We start from the raw sequence: 15,543 nt of genomic DNA, 5'->3' as shown, positions 1-15,543 counted from the left end.
CGATGAAAATCCTCTTTTACTCACCGCAAGACGACGCCGCCGATTACCTGCGCGATCTGTCGAACGCACTGCCCGACGCGCAATTCCGCGAGTGGCATCCGGGCGACACCGCGCACGCCGATATCGCGATCGTCTGGCAACCGGTGCCGGACGTATTCGCCGGTCGCGACGATCTGCGCGCGGTGTTCAATCTCGGTGCGGGCGTCGATGCGATCCTCGCGCTGGAACGCGCGCATCCGGGCACGCTACCGCGCCACGCGCAACTGGTGCGCCTCGAAGACAGCGGCATGGGCGCGCAGATGATCGAATACGTGACGTATGCGGTACTGCGCTATATGCGTCGTTTCGATCGATATGACGCGCAGCAGACAGAAAGCCGCTGGCAAGTCGTCGATGCGTGGCCGAGCGCGACGTTCACCGTCGGTGTGCTCGGCATGGGCGTGCTCGGCGCGCAGGTCGCGAAAGCGCTGGCGCAGTTCGGCATGCCGGTGCGCGGTTTCAGCCGCAGCGCACGCGAGATCGAAGGCATCGAGACGTTCCATGGCGAAGCGCAATTCAACGCGTTCCTCGACGGCGTCAAGGTGCTGGTGAACCTGTTGCCGCATACGCCCGACACGCGCGGCGTGCTGAATGCGCAGACCTTCTCGGCGCTCGCGAACGGCGCGTATCTGATCAACGTCGCGCGCGGTGCGCATCTGGTCGAACAGGATCTGCTCGATGCGCTGGCGAGCGGTCAGCTGGCCGCCGCGACACTCGATGTATTCCATCAGGAGCCGCTGCCCGCAACGCATCCGTTCTGGCAACACCCGCACATCACGGTCACGCCGCACAGTTCGGCGCGAACCCTGCGTGCGCAAGCCGTTCAACAGATCGCGCGCAAGATCGACGCGTTGTCGCGAGGCGAGCCGCTCAGCGGTGTCGTCGATCCGACACGCGGTTATTGAGCGAGGCGAAGTCGCCGCGCCAACGCGGCAGGAGACGAATATGGCCATTCCCAAAGCAGTCAAGATTGTCGAAGTCGGTCCGCGCGACGGTTTGCAAAACGAAAAGAATTTCGTGCCGACCGCGATCAAGATCGACCTCGTGAACCGGCTCGCCGCAGCGGGTATCCGCAACGTCGAGGCCGCGTCGTTCGTGTCGCCGAAATGGGTGCCGCAGATGGCCGACGGCGCCGACGTGATGGCGGGCATCGAGCGACGGCCGGGCACGATCTACTCGGTGTTGACGCCGAACATGCGCGGCTTCGAAGGCGCGCTCGCGGCCAAAGCCGACGAAATCGTGATCTTCGGTGCGGCCAGCGAAGCGTTCTCGCAGAAGAACATCAATTGCAGCATCGCGGAAAGCATCGAGCGATTCGCGCCGGTCGTGAAAGCGGCCAAAGACGCGGGCCTGCGCATTCGCGGCAGCGTGTCGTGCGCGCTCGGTTGCCCGTATCAGGGCGACGTGCCGATCGAATCGGTGATCGACGTCGTGCAGCGCTTCTCGGCGCTCGGCTGCGATGATATCGATATTGCCGATACGATCGGCGTCGGCACGCCGAAGCGCACGCGCGAAATCTTTCAGGCAGTCAGCGATGTGTTTCCGCGCGAGCATCTGTCCGGTCATTTTCACGACACGTACGGGCAAGCGCTGGCCAACATTTATGCAGCGCTGCTCGAAGGCATCGAGATTTTTCATGCGTCGGTGGCGGGACTCGGCGGTTGTCCGTATGCGAAAGGCGCAACAGGCAATGTCGCGACCGAAGACGTGCTGTACCTGATGCACGGCCTCGATATCGAAACCGGCATCGACCTCGCGGAAGTCGTCGCGATCGGCGATTTCATTTCGAACGCGACGGGCAAGCCGAACGTGTCGCGCGCCGGGAAAGCGCTGTTCGCGAAAACGCGCAATGATGCGGCCTGCGCATGATGCTGCGCTCGCGAACCGCATCGACCGACTCACTTGCACCCCTAACCCGCTACGGATCAGCCCATACATGACGGACCACGTTTCTCCCTCTCCCACCGATCTCGACGCATTGCCCGATTCGGCGCGTCGCGTCGCGTTGCTGCTGCGCGAACGCGGCCACGCGGGCAACGTAGTGATGCTGCCGGAAACCGGCAAGACGTCGGCCGAAGCCGCGGCCGGACTCGGCTGCGCGGTCGCGCAGATCGCCAAGTCGATCCTGTTCCGTCGCCGCAAGGACGACGCGCCGATTCTGGTCGTCGCGAGCGGCGCGAATCGCGTCGATGAAACCAAAGTCGCGGCGCACGTCGGTGAGATCGGTCGTGCGGACGCGAAGTTCGTCCGCGAAATGACCGGCTATGCGATCGGCGGCGTCTGCCCGATCGGTCACGCGACGCGTCCCGTCACGCTGATCGACGCCGATCTGTTCGAACTCGACAGCCTGTGGGCCGCAGCCGGTCATCCGCACGCCGTGTTCAATCTGACGCCGCAAGAACTTGCGTCGCTGACCGGCGCGCCGGTTGTCGATGTCGCATTGCGCGAGTCCGTATGAGCGTCCAGGCAACGGCCGGCACGGAATCGGGCGCGGCCGGCAACGTCACGACGGTGCCGTCGCCGTGCATCAACATCTGCAAGATGGATCGCGCGAAAGGCTGGTGCGGCGGCTGTCTGCGCACCATCGACGAGATTCGCGGCTGGTCGAAATACGACGACGCGACCAAGCTGGCGCTGTGGGGCGCACTCGAAGCGCGTCACGCGAGCGTCGCCGCCGACATGACGGCGAAGCAGGTCACGGCGGGCGCGGCAGCACCCGGCGTACAACCCGAAGCACAACCCGAAACACAACCTCAAGCTGAAACGGATCGCATAACACCATGAACGCCGCACCCCGCATCGTCACGATTGGCGAAAACTTCGGTGCAACACTCGCGCTCACGTCGGAGTCGATCAAGACTTTCGCGTCGTTCGTCAAAGACGATAACCCGCTGCATCACGACGACGACTACGCGGCGCAAAGCCGGTTCGGCGGACTGATCGCATCCGGCACGCAACCGACCGCGCATTTCATGGCGCTGCTCGCGTCGCATTTTTCGCAGTTCGCGCAACCGCTCGGCCTCGAATTCGACATGAAGCTGAAGAAGGCCGCGCATTCCGGCGACACGCTGACGATGACCTGGCATATCCGCGAGGCGTACTGGAAGCCGAGTCTGAATGGCGATCTGGTGCAACTCGACGGCAGCATCATGAACCAGCGCGGACAAACGGTCGTGCTCGGTTCCGCCACGGTGCTGGTGATGCCGAAGGGCGGCAAGCTGGTGAACGTCGAATGATCGACTTGCCCGCGTCGATCCAGGTGTTCGAACGCGGCTGGTTGTCGTCGAATAACGTATTGCTGATCGACGAGGCGTGCGCCGCGCTGGTGGATACGGGTTACGCGACCCACGCCGCGCAAACCGTCGCGCTGGTTGAAAGCGCGCTCGGTGAGCGCTCGCTCGATCTGATCGTCAACACGCATCTTCATTCGGACCATTGCGGCGGCAATGCGCAGCTGCAATCCGCGTGGCCGTCGTGCGGCACGCTGATTCCGGATTCGGAAGCCGATGCCGTCGGCGGGTGGGACGAAACGCGTCTGTCGTTTCGCGCAACCGGTCAGCAGTGCGCCCGCTTCGACTTTACCGGGACGCTCAGGCCCGGCATGCATCTGCGACTCGGCGCGCTGGATTGGGAAGCGATCGGCGCGCCCGGTCACGATCCGCATTCGCTGATGCTGTATTGCGCGGAAGAACGCGTGCTGATCAGCGCAGACGCACTATGGCAAAACGGCTTCGGCGTGATCTTTCCGGAACTGGACGGCGACAGCGGTTTCGCGGAACAGCAGGCGGTGCTCGACACGATTGCCAGCCGCGATGTGCGCGTCGTGATCCCGGGTCACGGTGCGCCGTTCGACGACATCGACGCCGCGCTCGAACGCGCGAATTCACGGCTCGCGTGGCTGCGCGCCGATCCGACGCGCAATGCGAGAAACGCGCTGAAGGTGTTGATCGTGTTCAAGCTGCTCGACGTCCGGACGATGTCGTTCGACGCGTTGCTCGAACTGGTCGACAGCGCACAAGCGATGCGCGCCGCCGCCAGCATGCTGGCGCCGCGCGGCGTATGGGTCGCGTTGTTGCGCGAGACGCTGGAAGGATTATCGGGAAGCAAGGGTGCGCTGACGTTCGACGGCGTCACGCTGTCCGCTCGCGCGGAATAAATCGCATACGAACATCGACGCATCGCGGGAATCGGTCGCACAAAAGAAAACCGCTCACCTTTTGAAGGGCGAGCGGCGGAACAACTGATGACGTGATCATTCGTCACAAACGATCATACGCACGCGAACGCCGGCAAGCATCGGTGATTTCCCTACAGAAGTTTGACGTCGGCTTTCAACGCCGCATTCATCATTATTACGACGTTTAAACGGATCGTAAGCGCTTGCCCGGCACGACACGCCAACCCAGATTCACGCCTGCCGCCGCGAGCAGAATCAGCATCGCGCCGAGCACCTGAATCCACGCGAGCTTCTGCCCGAATGCGACCCGGTCCACGATGATCGCCACCACCGGATAGATGAACGACAACGCGCCGGTCATTGCGGTGGGCAGCTTCTGGATTGCGCCATACAGCAGCACATACATCACGCCGGTATTCACCACGCCGAGCGTCACGACTTCCGCCCAATGCGCAGGCGAATCCGGCAACGCATTCCAGTGCACGAACGGTGCGAGCAACACCACGCCGAGCCCGACCTGAAGCAGCGCCAGCAAATGCGGCGGTGTGCCCTTCAGATGCTTGGTGATGATCGACGACACCGCGTACATCGCGGCCGCGCCGACCGCCAGCGCGACGCCTTGCAGATATTGCCCCGGCACCGCGAGCACCGCAGGCTCGACCTTCACGACAAACACCAGTCCGACGAATGCGACCACCAACCACGCGACGATCGACGCGGTGATCCGCTCGCGAAACACGATCGCGCCGAGCGCGACCAGCATGAACGGCTGCGTGTTGTACACGGCGGTCGCCATCGAAATCGACGCGCGCGAATACGACGCGAACAGCAGCACCCAGTTCGCGACGATCGCCGCGCCGCCGAGCGTCGCCAGTCCGATCATTCGCCACGAAAACAGCGCGCGCCGGAACAGACCGAGCGCCGCGCAGACCAGCGCGAGCGTGCCGCCGCCGAACACACAACGCAGAAACACCACGTTCTCCGACGATTGCTGCGACGAGACGACCAGCCATCCGATCGTCCCCGACATCAGCATCGCCGCCGTCATTTCCGCCGCGCCGCGCCGCACTTCCGATGTAGCCATGTTTCGATCTCCACTCGCGAGTCTTTCGCTGCTTTTCAAACCTCAAGTGTATTTAAATCGCGTCGTCCGATACATGGCGAAACCAAGGTGATAGCGTAAAATCGCCTGCCAAACGAAGGTCGATACGATGAAACGCTTAAGTCCTGTCACGCCGCCTGCCGTGGTCGCGCTCGATGACACCGACCGTGCGCTGATCGCCGCGCTCGCCGACGACGCGCGCCAGCCGGTCAGTGAACTGGCGAAACGGGTGGGGTTGTCCGCGCCGAGCACGGCGGAACGCTTGCGCCGGCTCGAAGCGCAACGCGTGATCGAGCGCTTTACCGTCGCGATCGATCCGCGCGCGCTGGGCTATACGCTTCAGGCCATCGTGCGCGTGAAGCCGCTGCCGGGGCAGTTGCATCTGGTGGAGGAAGTGATCCGGCGGATTCCGCAGTTCGTCGAATGCGACAAGGTGACGGGCGACGATTGCTTTATCTGCCGGCTCTATCTGCATTCGATCGAACAGCTCGACGAAATTTTGTCGAAAGTGACCGAGCGCGCGGAAACCAGCACGGCCATCGTCAAATCGACGCCGGTTGCGCGCAGGTTGCCGCCGTTGGACTGACGCGACGCCGTGGGCTCACGGCGTCGAGCGTCATGGGTTCAAAGCTCGACGGCTTCGAAGAACGACAGCATTTCGGCGACGAGTTCGGCCGGTGCTTCTTCCGGGATGTAATGGCCGCACGGCACGCTGCGCCCGCTGACGTCGCGCGCGACCTCTTTCCACAACGCGAGCGGATCGAAACACGCTTCGATGGTGCCGTGCTCGCCCCACAGCACGCGCACCGGACAACCGATCTTATGACCGCGTTCGACATCCTCGCGATCGTGCTCCAGATCGATTGACGCCGACGCGCGATAGTCCTCGCACATCGCATGCACCGCGCCCGGCTGACTCAGCGCATTGCGGTACGCCGCTAGCGATTCCGGCGCGAACGGCGCGAGGCCGGCGTACCGGCTGCCCATCACTCCGGCGATATACGCGTCGGGATTCGCTTCGATCAAGGTTTCGGGCAACGGCTCGGGCTGGATCAGGAAGAACCAGTGGAAGTAGCGGGTGGCGAAATCGCGGTCGGTGGCGTCGTACATCGCCAGCGTCGGCGCGATGTCGAGCAGCATCAGACGTTCGACGGCGTCCGGATGGTCGAGCGCCATCCGGTGCGCGACCCGCGCGCCGCGATCGTGCGCGCAGACGAGAAACCGCTCGTAGCCGAGTTCGCGCATCACCGCGACCTGATCGGCGGCCATCGCACGTTTCGAATACGGCGTGTGATGTTCGTCGCTGAGCGGTTTGCCGGATGCGCCATAGCCGCGCAGGTCGGTGGCGATCACGGTGAAATGCGCGGCGAGTTCGGTCGCGCATCGCTGCCAGATCAGATGCGTCTGCGGATGACCGTGCAGCAGCAGAAGCGGCGGCCCCGCCCCGCCCTTGACCCCGAAAATATCGACGTCGCCCGCGACGACGTGAAAGGGTGTGAAGTCCTCGAATGGCATGTCGGCTTCTCTCGTCTCGTTGTCTGCTCAGTCACCGCATTGTAGAAGGGCGCGCAGTCCGCACGCGTGAGTTGGACCACGCAACCGTAGAAACTGAACACTCATTCGAACCCTTAGCACCGAGCGTGCCGCCGATCGTTTCATGCTTCGCCTATAATCGAACGACCGTGCTTTAACTCGGCATCGTCCGTCACGATGGATGCGAGACGCGGCCGCGCGCCGCCTGGCGCGTGCCGGTACACTCGCTTCACTGATTTCACGCACGCCTTCCACACTTTGCCGGGCGCCCAGAACCGTCCGGCCGGCCCGATCAGGAGACACGCATCATGGCATTGCCCGCCGTCCTGCAGCACCTCGCGCTTCCCGTCATCTCATCGCCGATGTTCATCGTCAGCTATCCGGAGCTCGTGCTCGCGCAGTGCAAGGCCGGGATCGTCGGGTCGTTTCCGGCGCTCAACGCGCGCCCGGCCGAATTGCTCGACGAATGGCTGACGCAGATTCAGACGTCGCTGGCCGAGCACAAGGCGACGAATCCGGATGCGATCATCGGGCCGATCGCCGTCAACCAGATCGTCCATCAGTCGAATGCGCGACTCGAACACGACGTCCGCGTGTGCGTCGAACACAAGGTGCCGATCTTCATCACGAGCCTGCGCGCGCCTGCCCGCGAGATCGTCGATGCGGTGCACAGCTACGGCGGCATCGTATTGCACGACGTGATCAATCTCCGCCACGCGCAGAAGGCGCTGGAAGCGGGCGTGGACGGGCTGATCCTGGTTGCGGCGGGCGCGGGCGGCCACGCGGGCACGATTTCGCCGTTCGCGCTGGTCGGCGAAGTGCGGAAGATGTTCGACGGCCCGATCGTGCTGTCCGGCGCGATCGCCAACGGCGGCTCGATCCTCGCCGCGCAAGCCATGGGCGCTGACCTCGCGTACATGGGCACGCGCTTTATCGCGACGAAAGAAGCGCACGCGGTGGACAGCTACAAGACCTCGATCGTCAATTCGAGCGCGGCCGACATCATCTACACGAACCTGTTCACTGGCGTGCACGGCAACTACATCCGCGAGAGCATCCTGAATGCCGGGCTCGATCCGGACGCGCTGCCCGAATCCGACAAGACCGCGATGAACTTCGGCGGCGACAAGGCGAAGGCGTGGAAAGATATCTGGGGCGCGGGCCAGGGCGTCGGCCTGATGGACGACGTGCCGAGCGTGGCCGAACTGGTCGAGCGTCTGAAGGGCGAATACGACGCGGCGAAGGCGCGTCTGGGAATCGGGCGCTGATACACCCGGTTCGCGCTACGGGATTTCTTGTGTGCACATGCTGCTGGAGCGCTAGTTGGTTCCACGTGCACACGGGTTGGCGGTGGTGAACGAAGTCGTGTGCACGCGGGTTGGCGTAAAGCGGCAGAGCCACGTGCACACGGGATCCGGCAATTGCGCTGTCTCACGTATACGCGGGTTTGCCGAGCTTCCCCAATCCATGTGCACGCGCCTTTCGCCCGGCCACTGCTTCACGTGCACACGATGCGTGCATTACGCGCATGTCACCGCACCGCCATCGCCTCGATCTGCTTCAGCGACGGCCACAAGGTCTCGCTGCTGAACCGCAGCGCCAGAAAATCAACGAACGACCGCACTTTCGCGGACAAATGACGGCGGCTCGCGTAAACCAGATGAATAGGTAGCTCGCGCGGCGGCACTTCGTCGAGCATGATCGGCACGACGCGCCCTTCGGCCAGATCCGCGCCGATCACCTCGGTGCCGAGTTGCGCGATTCCCGCGCCCTGCAACACCAGCACGCGTTGCGCCTCCAGATGATTCACGATCAGATTGCCCGACAGCTTCACGCGCGGCGCGGCAGTCGCGCCGTCCGCGTTACCGGCATTGGCGGCTGACGGCGCGAGTTCGGGCGGTCCGACGCCCGCGTATTGCAGAAAATTGTGACGGGCGAGATCGGCGAGCGTTTTCGGCGTGCCGCGCCGATGCAGATAATCCGGCGACGCGCACAACACCAGATGCGCGGTCGCAATCTGCCGCGCAATCAGCGACGACGACTTCAGCCCCGACGGCGACGCGCGGATCGCCACGTCGAAACCTTCGTCGATCAGATCCACCAGCCGGTCCGACAGCGTCATTTCGACGGTGACTTGCGGATATTGCGCGGCGTAATCGGCGACGGCGCTCATCACGTGACTCAGCCCGAACGCCGACAACGACGACACCCGCAACCGACCTTGCGGCACGATGCTCGCCGCACCGACCGCCTGCCCTGCTTCTTCAAGCTCCGACAGCACCTGACTGACGCGCTCGTAGTATTCCCGACCGGCTTCAGTCGGGGCGACCCGACGTGTGGTCCGGTTCAACAGACGCGCGCCGAGTTGCTGTTCGAGATGCATCACATGCTTGCTCGCCATTGCCGCCGACATTTCCATCCGGTCCGCCGCGCCGACGAAGCTGCCCGCTTCGACGACGTGACGAAACACTTTCATGCTGACGAGGGTGTCCATACCGTTCGCGCTCACCAAGAATCAATGAGCGCTATTTTGCGGCTTTTATCAACAGGACGGGTGCAAACGACGCATCCGGCGTGCATGGACCCGCGCGCTCGCCCATCGGGCGCCCAATAAAAAAGCGCCCGCGTTGCCGCGGGCGCTTTCTGTACAAGGCGCATCGAGCGCCAGGCGCGGTGCGCTTAGAACTTCGCGCGCAAACCGACGCCGTACGTGTTGCCGCTCGACTGGTTGCTGATGTGGTCGTACATGTACGCGGCGTAGACGTCCGTGCGCTTCGACAGCGGGTAGTCGTAGCCGACTGCCGCGGTCGAACGGGTCTGGTTGTAGCCGCCGCCGTCACGCGAGTACGCGTACGACGCCATCACCGAACCCGGGCCGACCGGCACCGTCACGCCGCCTTGTCCCGTGTTCACGTGCCAGCTGGTGATGTCCTGGTTGTTGTACGTGTACATGTACTGCGCGAACATCTTCACGTACTTCAGATCGTACGACACGCCCACTTGCGCGACGCTCTGGCTCTTCAGACCCGGCATGCCCGACAGCGCGAGGCTGCTCAGGTCGCTCGGCGTGTTGTTGAAGTTCACGTACTGATACACCGCCGTCGCCGCGAACGGGCCGTGGAAGTACAGCACCTGGCCGGACCACTTCTTCGCGCCGTTTTGCGTCGTGTTGCCGAGCGCGTACATGCCGCTCGCGCTCAGGCCGTTGAAGTTCGGCGACGAGTACTGGATCGCGTTGCTCCAGCCGGAGTCGCCGGTCACGCCCTGGTCCGTGCTGTACGACGGGAACGTACCGAAGCCCAGGTACGTTTGCCAGATCATCGGCGAGAACTCGTACGAATCCGAGAACGGGTTGAACAGAATCGTCGACACGAACAGTTCGGTCGTCAGACGGCCGGCCGTGACCGTACCGTACGGCGACTCCATACCGACATACGCGTTCCGCGAGAACATCGTGTCGCCGGTGAAGCGGCCGTACTGACCGTTCTGCGCGAGGAAGAACCCTTCCAGCGCGAAGATCGCCTTGTAGCCGCCGCCAAGATCTTCCGAGCCCTTCAAACCCCAGTAGGACGTGGACATACCGCCGCCCGACACGACCGTCGCCGTATGGCCGCCCGGCAGCTTTTGCGCGCCGATCCATTCGTCGACCTGACCGTACAGCTGTACGCTCGATTGCGCGAATGCTGCCGATGCGCCTGCCATCAGGCCGGCGATCACGCTTGCTTTGAGGGTGGTCTTCAGCGCACGGCTGATGCTTGTTTTCATGGGTTCTCCAGTCTTTGTCAAAGGGGTATGGCTGTGCGGCGGGGGGCCCGCGATTCGTTTTTGTGTTGCTTCGATCGGCGAGCCAATCTCTGGGCGGAGACCATCTTTGCGGACCATTTTTATGGACAAAAATATCTGCGGTTATTGCCGGTATATCTGTCTGATTAGTTTCATCGGCGATCAACCTGATAACCGCGACCGCTCGATCGCCTCCCGTGCTTCCCGCCGCCACGTCCGAGTCGGCCTGCCGCAACGCAGCAAATCACGTACTGCGCCGCTCAGGGCCGCATTGCCGGGCACGGTCGCCTCGAACAACGGTGAAAACCGCCACTGGATGACGCGGCGCGGAAGCATGCCCAAAATTGGACGACGGCGAGCCCTTGTCTGACGAGTCTTTTCAAAAATGTGTGGCGCGCATACATCACATTAGTGACGATCAAGTGCGGCCGAATTGCGTCGAATACCGGATTCAGCATGTCGGGAATGCGCGACGCATTGAAAAACCGCGAATTGAACCGGTAATCACGACGAAAAAACGCAGGCTGAATGGCGCTACCGCGATTAATCCGGGTAGCGCCGATGAATAGCAGCAGGGGAAGGGGGAATCGCGAACGGCTTGAGCGAACGCGCAAGCGTCGTCAAATGCGCGGAGGCTTCGACGCCGTAAATGAAATCAACGCACTCGATGAAGCAGCGGGGAGACAGACGGCAAACCTAGTTGCGATAGGGCGACGGCTCCGGCGGCCGGGACATATCGCCAGGCGGACGCGCGAGGTTGCGCGGCACCGAGCGTTCTTCGTTATAGCGCGCGACGTCGGCGCGGATCGAGCCGGCGCGGACCATATTCGGATTTTCCGGCGGACGCGGCACGCTGCGCGTCTCGGCGCTGACCTGCTTGATACCCACGCTATACATGCCCGGATACGGATAATCGCCGCGCACCTGCCGGTCGGGGCCACCTGCACCGTTTGCCTTTCCGTTTCCGTTTCCGCCGCCGCCATTCACGCGAGCATTGCGCTCGCCGTGACCGATTCCGTTCGCACGCGTCGTTTGAACGGTCGCGCCGCCGTTTCGCCCGACGCCGTCCACCCGATGCGATTCGAAGCGCGGCTGGTGCGCGTCGCCGCCGATGCGGAAAAAGCCGGATTGTTGTGCATGTGCGACAAACGATGGCACACCATGAGCGTAGACGAGCGAACACAGTGCGGTCATCACCGCACCGAGCATCCAGAGCCTCGTTTTCGCCAACCCTGCTTCCACCGTTCGATCACCCGCCCGAAGTCGCGCCTGAAGCTTGCCGTTCGAGCTCGGCGAAGCTTGTGCTGGAATGCCGGTACGTCGCGAAACCAATCGCGGCGATGGCGTCCCAACGGCCTTTGGCAGTAATTTATGGGCGCCTCGAAAGGGTGTCGAGCCAAAAAGTGTTAGCCCTACAATGTGCTTGTAACACTATGTTACTTCGGGCTTTTTCCGCTTTTTGCGTTCTTTTTAAACGCCCTTTGGATGCGCCTGCGACGCTGATAAATATTCGCAAACTGCGTTTTAAACAATGCAACGACGACGCCGCGCGGAGCACGCTTAATGCGTTGATTGCATGAATCAATTCGGTAAATGAATTTGCATTTTCAATCGCTTCCTGGGGACAATAGCCGTTCCCTTTGCAGTGCCGACCCCAAGCTGGCGCGCTTACTGCATGCTGTGCATGGTTCCGTGTAACGAGACTTCTGAAATGGCCCGCCCTAAATACCTTCCCGACAACTTCACGTTCTGCCTCGTCGGCACCGTGATCTTCGCCAGTCTCGTCCCGGTTCATGGGCAAGCGGCGGTCGGGTTCAACTGGCTGACCAATTTCGCGGTCGGACTGCTGTTCTTCCTGCACGGCGCCAAGCTGTCACGCGAAGCGATCGTGGCGGGCGCGACGCACTGGCGTCTGCATATCGTCGTCCTGCTCAGCACGTTCGCGCTGTTTCCGCTGCTTGGGCTTGCGCTCAAGCCGCTCCTGTCGCCACTGGTCACGCCCGCGCTCTACACCGGCATCCTCTTCCTCTGCACGCTGCCTTCCACGGTTCAATCGTCCATCGCGTTTACGTCGATCGCCAAGGGCAACGTGCCCGCCGCCGTCTGTAGCGCGTCGGCGTCGAGCCTGCTCGGCATCTTCATCACGCCCGCGCTGGTGAGCGTCGTCGTGACGAGCCAGGCGGCCGGCAGCGGCGGTTCCGCGTGGCACACCGTCGGCAATATCGTGCTGCAACTGCTGGTGCCGTTCGTGGCCGGCCAGTTGCTGCGGCCGCTGATCGGCAAATGGATCGAGCGCAATCGCGCGGTGCTGAAGTACGTCGATCAAGGCTCGATCCTGTTCGTGGTGTACGGCGCGTTCAGCGAAGCCGTCAACGAAGGCCTGTGGCATCACATTCCGCTCGCCGCACTGGGCGGGCTGGTGGTGATCAATATCGTGCTGCTGGCGCTGGCGCTCGGTCTGACGATCTTCGTCAGCAAGCGGCTCGGCTTCAGCCGCGCGGATCAGATCACCATCATTTTCTGCGGCTCGAAGAAGAGTCTCGCGGCCGGCGTGCCGATGGCGAAGGTGATCTTCGCGTCGCAAACGGTCGGCGCGGTGGTGTTGCCGCTGATGTTGTTCCATCAGATCCAGTTGATGGTCTGCGCGGCGCTGGCCCAACGCTGGGGCGCGCGCGACATGAGCGCGGAGACCCGCGCCGCCTCGCGCGAACGCAGCACGCCCGCTCCCGCGCGTCACTGACAGCGCGCACGCGGCGCTCACCCCGCCGATGCGCCGACACCCCGATTCATACGACACACGCATAAAACGCCTCCGTTAAACGTGACCCATGAAAGCCGCCGGTTCAGCCCGGCGGCTTTTTTGTTATTTCACGCGGAAACGCCGACGGTGTCGCCTCGGCCGGAAGTCATAAGGCGCGTCGCACAGCACGCCGATTAGCACCATTTCAGTGCAACGATTCATTAAAAATTCACTTAACGCGAAGCCCGGATAGCCGATAAACCGTAGGTCCACCGCTACGGCCCAACGCTATGCCCTTTATCACGCCTGTTCGATTGACTGCACCTCGCATCGCCGACCTGATCGCGCGGAGCGAATTGTCCGCAGTGTTCCAGCCAATCGTGAACTTCGACGACGGCGCGATTCTCGGTTATGAAGGCCTGATCCGTGGACCGGCGGGCACGCCGCTCGAATCGCCGCTCGCGCTGTTCGCGCAGGCCAACGCCGAAGGCGCGTCGATCGAGCTGGAACGCGCGGCCGCGAAAGTCTGCATCGACGCGTTCGCGCGGATGGGTTACGACGGCAAGCTGTTCCTCAACTTCAGCGCAGGCGCGATGCGCCAGATCGCCGACGCGTCGGACGACACGCTCGCGCTGTTGCGCAACCGCGCGTTCGAGCCGGGCCGCCTCGTGGTCGAGTTGACCGAGCAAAGCGCGATCGCCGACATCGCCAGCTTTTTGCCGGTGATCGCGGCGCTGCGCGCAGCCGGCGCGATGTTCGCGCTCGACGATTACGGCACCGCGAACGCCAGCATGAATCTGTGGGTGCGCCTGCAGCCGGACGTCGTGAAGATCGACCGCTTCTTTATCCACGACATCGCCAGCGACCCGCTGAAGTTCGAGGCCGTGCGCGCGATGCAGCATTTCGCAAATGCCAGCGGCGCGCAACTGGTCGCGGAAGGGATCGAAAACGAAGTGGATCTGATCGTCGTGCGCGATATGGGGATCGGCTGCGGTCAAGGGTATTTCTTCGGACGACCGCACGCGCAACCGCTGCGTCAGGTCACCGACGACGCACGCGAAGCGCTGCGCGCCGGCCATATCGCCGTGTTTCCGGAAGCCACGCGCACAGTCGGCGCATCGCCTTCGGGCGGCATGGCATCCGCGAAAATGCTGGTCCACGCGCCCGCGCTGCCGCGCCAGGCCACCAATAACGATGTGCTCGCCCTCTTCAACCGGCTGCCCGATCTGCACGCGGTCGCCGTGGTGGAACGCGATGCGCCGGTCGCGTTGATCAACCGGCGCAGCTTCATGGACCGCTACGCGCTGCCGTATCACCGCGAACTGTTCGGCAAGCGGCCGTGCCTGCAATTTGCGAACGCGTCGCCGGTCGTGATCGAAAAATCGATGACGGTCGAACAGATGGCGAAGCTGCTCGCCAGCGACGACCAGCGCTATCTCGCCGACGGCTTCGTCATCACCGACGAAGGCAAGTACGCGGGCCTCGGCACCGGCGAGAGCCTGGTGCGCGCCGTCACCGAAGTCCGGATCGAAGCCGCGCGCTATGCGAATCCGCTGACCTTCCTGCCCGGCAATATTCCGATCAGCTCGCACATCACGCGGCTGCTCGGTCACGACGCCGTGTTCTACGCGAGCTACGTGGACCTGAACCACTTCAAGCCGTTCAACGATCAATACGGTTACTGGCAAGGCGACGAAGTGCTGAAGTTCGCGGCTGCCGTGCTCGCCGACGTGTGCGATCCGACCCGCGACTTCCTCGGCCATGTGGGCGGCGACGATTTCCTGATCCTGTTCCAGAGCGACGACTGGCTCGAACGCGTGCAACGCGCCATTCACCTGTTCAACGAAGGCGCACAACGTTTTTACGCGCCGGAGGACCGGCTCGCGGGCGGTATCCACGGTGAAGACCGGCGCGGCAATCCGACCTTTTTCGGTTTCGTGACGATGGCGATCGGCTGCGTGCGCGTGCAACCCGACGGCGGCCCGCCGACCCACACCAGCGAGGAGATTGCGTCGGTGGCGGCGATTGCGAAGCGTCGCGCGAAGCAGGAAGCGTCCGGCTTCGCGCTGATCGACGTGGACGAGAGCGACCGCTTGCTGCGCGGCCACACCGACGCATCGCACCTCGCCCACACGTGAGCACGACGCGCCCCGAAGCGGCGCGACCTGA

Annotated in this window: 16 protein-coding genes; 11 read left to right on the top strand and 5 right to left on the bottom strand. The window is 63.2% G+C overall.

The window, feature by feature from the left end; genetic code table 11:
* Positions 1–2: 2 nt before the first annotated feature.
* The 6 genes from PW947_RS13925 to PW947_RS13900 all read left to right on the top strand — a co-directional run bounded on the left by PW947_RS13925 (position 3) and on the right by PW947_RS13900 (position 4,195).
* Positions 3–944 (top strand): glyoxylate/hydroxypyruvate reductase A, encoded by a 942-nt coding sequence (locus tag PW947_RS13925; RefSeq protein WP_299632904.1) that lies wholly within the window; start codon positions 3–5, stop codon positions 942–944.
* Between the two features lie 40 nt (positions 945–984).
* Complete coding sequence (locus PW947_RS13920) at positions 985–1,908, top strand: hydroxymethylglutaryl-CoA lyase (RefSeq protein WP_299632903.1); 924 nt, start codon at positions 985–987, stop codon at positions 1,906–1,908.
* A gap of 67 nt (positions 1,909–1,975) precedes the next feature.
* A complete protein-coding gene (locus PW947_RS13915; protein WP_299632902.1) occupies positions 1,976–2,497 on the top strand; it encodes a YbaK/EbsC family protein in 522 nt (173 codons plus the stop codon).
* Positions 2,494–2,823, top strand: a complete 330-nt coding sequence (locus PW947_RS13910) for a DUF1289 domain-containing protein (RefSeq protein WP_299632901.1) — start codon at positions 2,494–2,496, stop codon at positions 2,821–2,823. Before PW947_RS13915 ends, PW947_RS13910 begins: the two co-directional genes overlap by 4 nt.
* On the top strand, positions 2,820–3,275 hold the full coding sequence (locus PW947_RS13905) for a MaoC family dehydratase (RefSeq protein WP_299632900.1): 456 nt from the start codon (positions 2,820–2,822) through the stop codon (positions 3,273–3,275). The genes PW947_RS13910 and PW947_RS13905 overlap by 4 nt, the downstream gene beginning before the upstream one ends.
* Positions 3,272–4,195, top strand: a complete 924-nt coding sequence (locus tag PW947_RS13900; RefSeq protein ID WP_299632899.1) for an MBL fold metallo-hydrolase — start codon at positions 3,272–3,274, stop codon at positions 4,193–4,195. The genes PW947_RS13905 and PW947_RS13900 overlap by 4 nt, the downstream gene beginning before the upstream one ends.
* A 205-nt stretch (positions 4,196–4,400) precedes the next feature.
* On the opposite strand, the gene PW947_RS13895 is transcribed toward PW947_RS13900, so the two are convergent.
* Positions 4,401–5,300, bottom strand: coding sequence for a DMT family transporter (locus PW947_RS13895; RefSeq protein ID WP_299632898.1), 900 nt, complete (start codon positions 5,298–5,300; stop codon positions 4,401–4,403).
* A 127-nt stretch (positions 5,301–5,427) separates the two neighbouring features.
* Here PW947_RS13895 and PW947_RS13890 point away from each other — a divergent pair, with 127 nt between their 5' ends.
* On the top strand, positions 5,428–5,904 hold the full coding sequence (locus PW947_RS13890; RefSeq protein WP_299632897.1) for an Lrp/AsnC family transcriptional regulator: 477 nt from the start codon (positions 5,428–5,430) through the stop codon (positions 5,902–5,904).
* 38 nt (positions 5,905–5,942) lie between these two features.
* Here PW947_RS13890 and PW947_RS13885 read toward each other — a convergent pair whose 3' ends face one another.
* Complete coding sequence (locus PW947_RS13885) at positions 5,943–6,833, bottom strand: alpha/beta hydrolase (RefSeq protein WP_299632896.1); 891 nt, start codon at positions 6,831–6,833, stop codon at positions 5,943–5,945.
* Between the two features lie 326 nt (positions 6,834–7,159).
* Between PW947_RS13885 and PW947_RS13880 the strand changes: the two genes are divergently transcribed.
* Entirely contained in the window at positions 7,160–8,119 is a 960-nt protein-coding gene (locus tag PW947_RS13880; protein WP_299632895.1) for a nitronate monooxygenase family protein, read from the top strand.
* 263 nt (positions 8,120–8,382) lie between these two features.
* On the opposite strand, the gene PW947_RS13875 is transcribed toward PW947_RS13880, so the two are convergent.
* A complete protein-coding gene (locus PW947_RS13875; RefSeq protein ID WP_299632894.1) occupies positions 8,383–9,345 on the bottom strand; it encodes a LysR family transcriptional regulator in 963 nt (320 codons plus the stop codon).
* A gap of 185 nt (positions 9,346–9,530) precedes the next feature.
* On the bottom strand, positions 9,531–10,616 hold the full coding sequence (locus PW947_RS13870) for a porin (protein ID WP_299632893.1): 1,086 nt from the start codon (positions 10,614–10,616) through the stop codon (positions 9,531–9,533).
* A gap of 121 nt (positions 10,617–10,737) precedes the next feature.
* Between PW947_RS13870 and PW947_RS13865 the strand changes: the two genes are divergently transcribed.
* Positions 10,738–11,004, top strand: coding sequence for a hypothetical protein (locus tag PW947_RS13865; protein WP_299632892.1), 267 nt, complete (start codon positions 10,738–10,740; stop codon positions 11,002–11,004).
* A 326-nt stretch (positions 11,005–11,330) separates the two neighbouring features.
* On the opposite strand, the gene PW947_RS13860 is transcribed toward PW947_RS13865, so the two are convergent.
* A complete protein-coding gene (locus PW947_RS13860; RefSeq protein WP_299632891.1) occupies positions 11,331–11,864 on the bottom strand; it encodes a hypothetical protein in 534 nt (177 codons plus the stop codon).
* A gap of 481 nt (positions 11,865–12,345) precedes the next feature.
* Here PW947_RS13860 and PW947_RS13855 point away from each other — a divergent pair, with 481 nt between their 5' ends.
* The gene (locus tag PW947_RS13855) at positions 12,346–13,374 is read left to right on the top strand and encodes a bile acid:sodium symporter family protein (protein ID WP_299632890.1); all 1,029 of its coding nucleotides are present in this window, start codon (positions 12,346–12,348) and stop codon (positions 13,372–13,374) included.
* Positions 13,375–13,688: 314 nt separating this feature from the next.
* The gene (locus PW947_RS13850; RefSeq protein ID WP_299632889.1) at positions 13,689–15,512 is read left to right on the top strand and encodes an EAL domain-containing protein; all 1,824 of its coding nucleotides are present in this window, start codon (positions 13,689–13,691) and stop codon (positions 15,510–15,512) included.
* Positions 15,513–15,543 lie beyond the last annotated feature (31 nt).

Origin of the sequence: Paraburkholderia sp. (assembly GCF_028283785.1) — a bacterium.
In the GTDB taxonomy this organism is placed as follows: Bacteria; Pseudomonadota; Gammaproteobacteria; order Burkholderiales; family Burkholderiaceae; genus Paraburkholderia.
Note: the sequence above shows the minus strand (reverse complement) of the source record. Positions and strands in the feature narration are given on the sequence as shown.

Coding starts and splice junctions, on each gene's coding strand:
- PW947_RS13900 (WP_299632899.1), top strand. CDS start 3,272: ATGATCGACTTGCCCGCGTCGATCCAGGTGTTCGAACGCGGCTGGTTG.
- PW947_RS13925 (WP_299632904.1), top strand. CDS start 3: ATGAAAATCCTCTTTTACTCACCGCAAGACGACGCCGCCGATTACCTG.
- PW947_RS13890 (WP_299632897.1), top strand. CDS start 5,428: ATGAAACGCTTAAGTCCTGTCACGCCGCCTGCCGTGGTCGCGCTCGAT.
- PW947_RS13855 (WP_299632890.1), top strand. CDS start 12,346: ATGGCCCGCCCTAAATACCTTCCCGACAACTTCACGTTCTGCCTCGTC.
- PW947_RS13885 (WP_299632896.1), bottom strand. CDS start 6,833: ATGCCATTCGAGGACTTCACACCCTTTCACGTCGTCGCGGGCGACGTC.
- PW947_RS13880 (WP_299632895.1), top strand. CDS start 7,160: ATGGCATTGCCCGCCGTCCTGCAGCACCTCGCGCTTCCCGTCATCTCA.
- PW947_RS13905 (WP_299632900.1), top strand. CDS start 2,820: ATGAACGCCGCACCCCGCATCGTCACGATTGGCGAAAACTTCGGTGCA.
- PW947_RS13895 (WP_299632898.1), bottom strand. CDS start 5,300: ATGGCTACATCGGAAGTGCGGCGCGGCGCGGCGGAAATGACGGCGGCG.
- PW947_RS13875 (WP_299632894.1), bottom strand. CDS start 9,345: ATGGACACCCTCGTCAGCATGAAAGTGTTTCGTCACGTCGTCGAAGCG.
- PW947_RS13910 (WP_299632901.1), top strand. CDS start 2,494: ATGAGCGTCCAGGCAACGGCCGGCACGGAATCGGGCGCGGCCGGCAAC.
- PW947_RS13865 (WP_299632892.1), top strand. CDS start 10,738: ATGGACAAAAATATCTGCGGTTATTGCCGGTATATCTGTCTGATTAGT.
- PW947_RS13920 (WP_299632903.1), top strand. CDS start 985: ATGGCCATTCCCAAAGCAGTCAAGATTGTCGAAGTCGGTCCGCGCGAC.
- PW947_RS13870 (WP_299632893.1), bottom strand. CDS start 10,616: ATGAAAACAAGCATCAGCCGTGCGCTGAAGACCACCCTCAAAGCAAGC.
- PW947_RS13915 (WP_299632902.1), top strand. CDS start 1,976: ATGACGGACCACGTTTCTCCCTCTCCCACCGATCTCGACGCATTGCCC.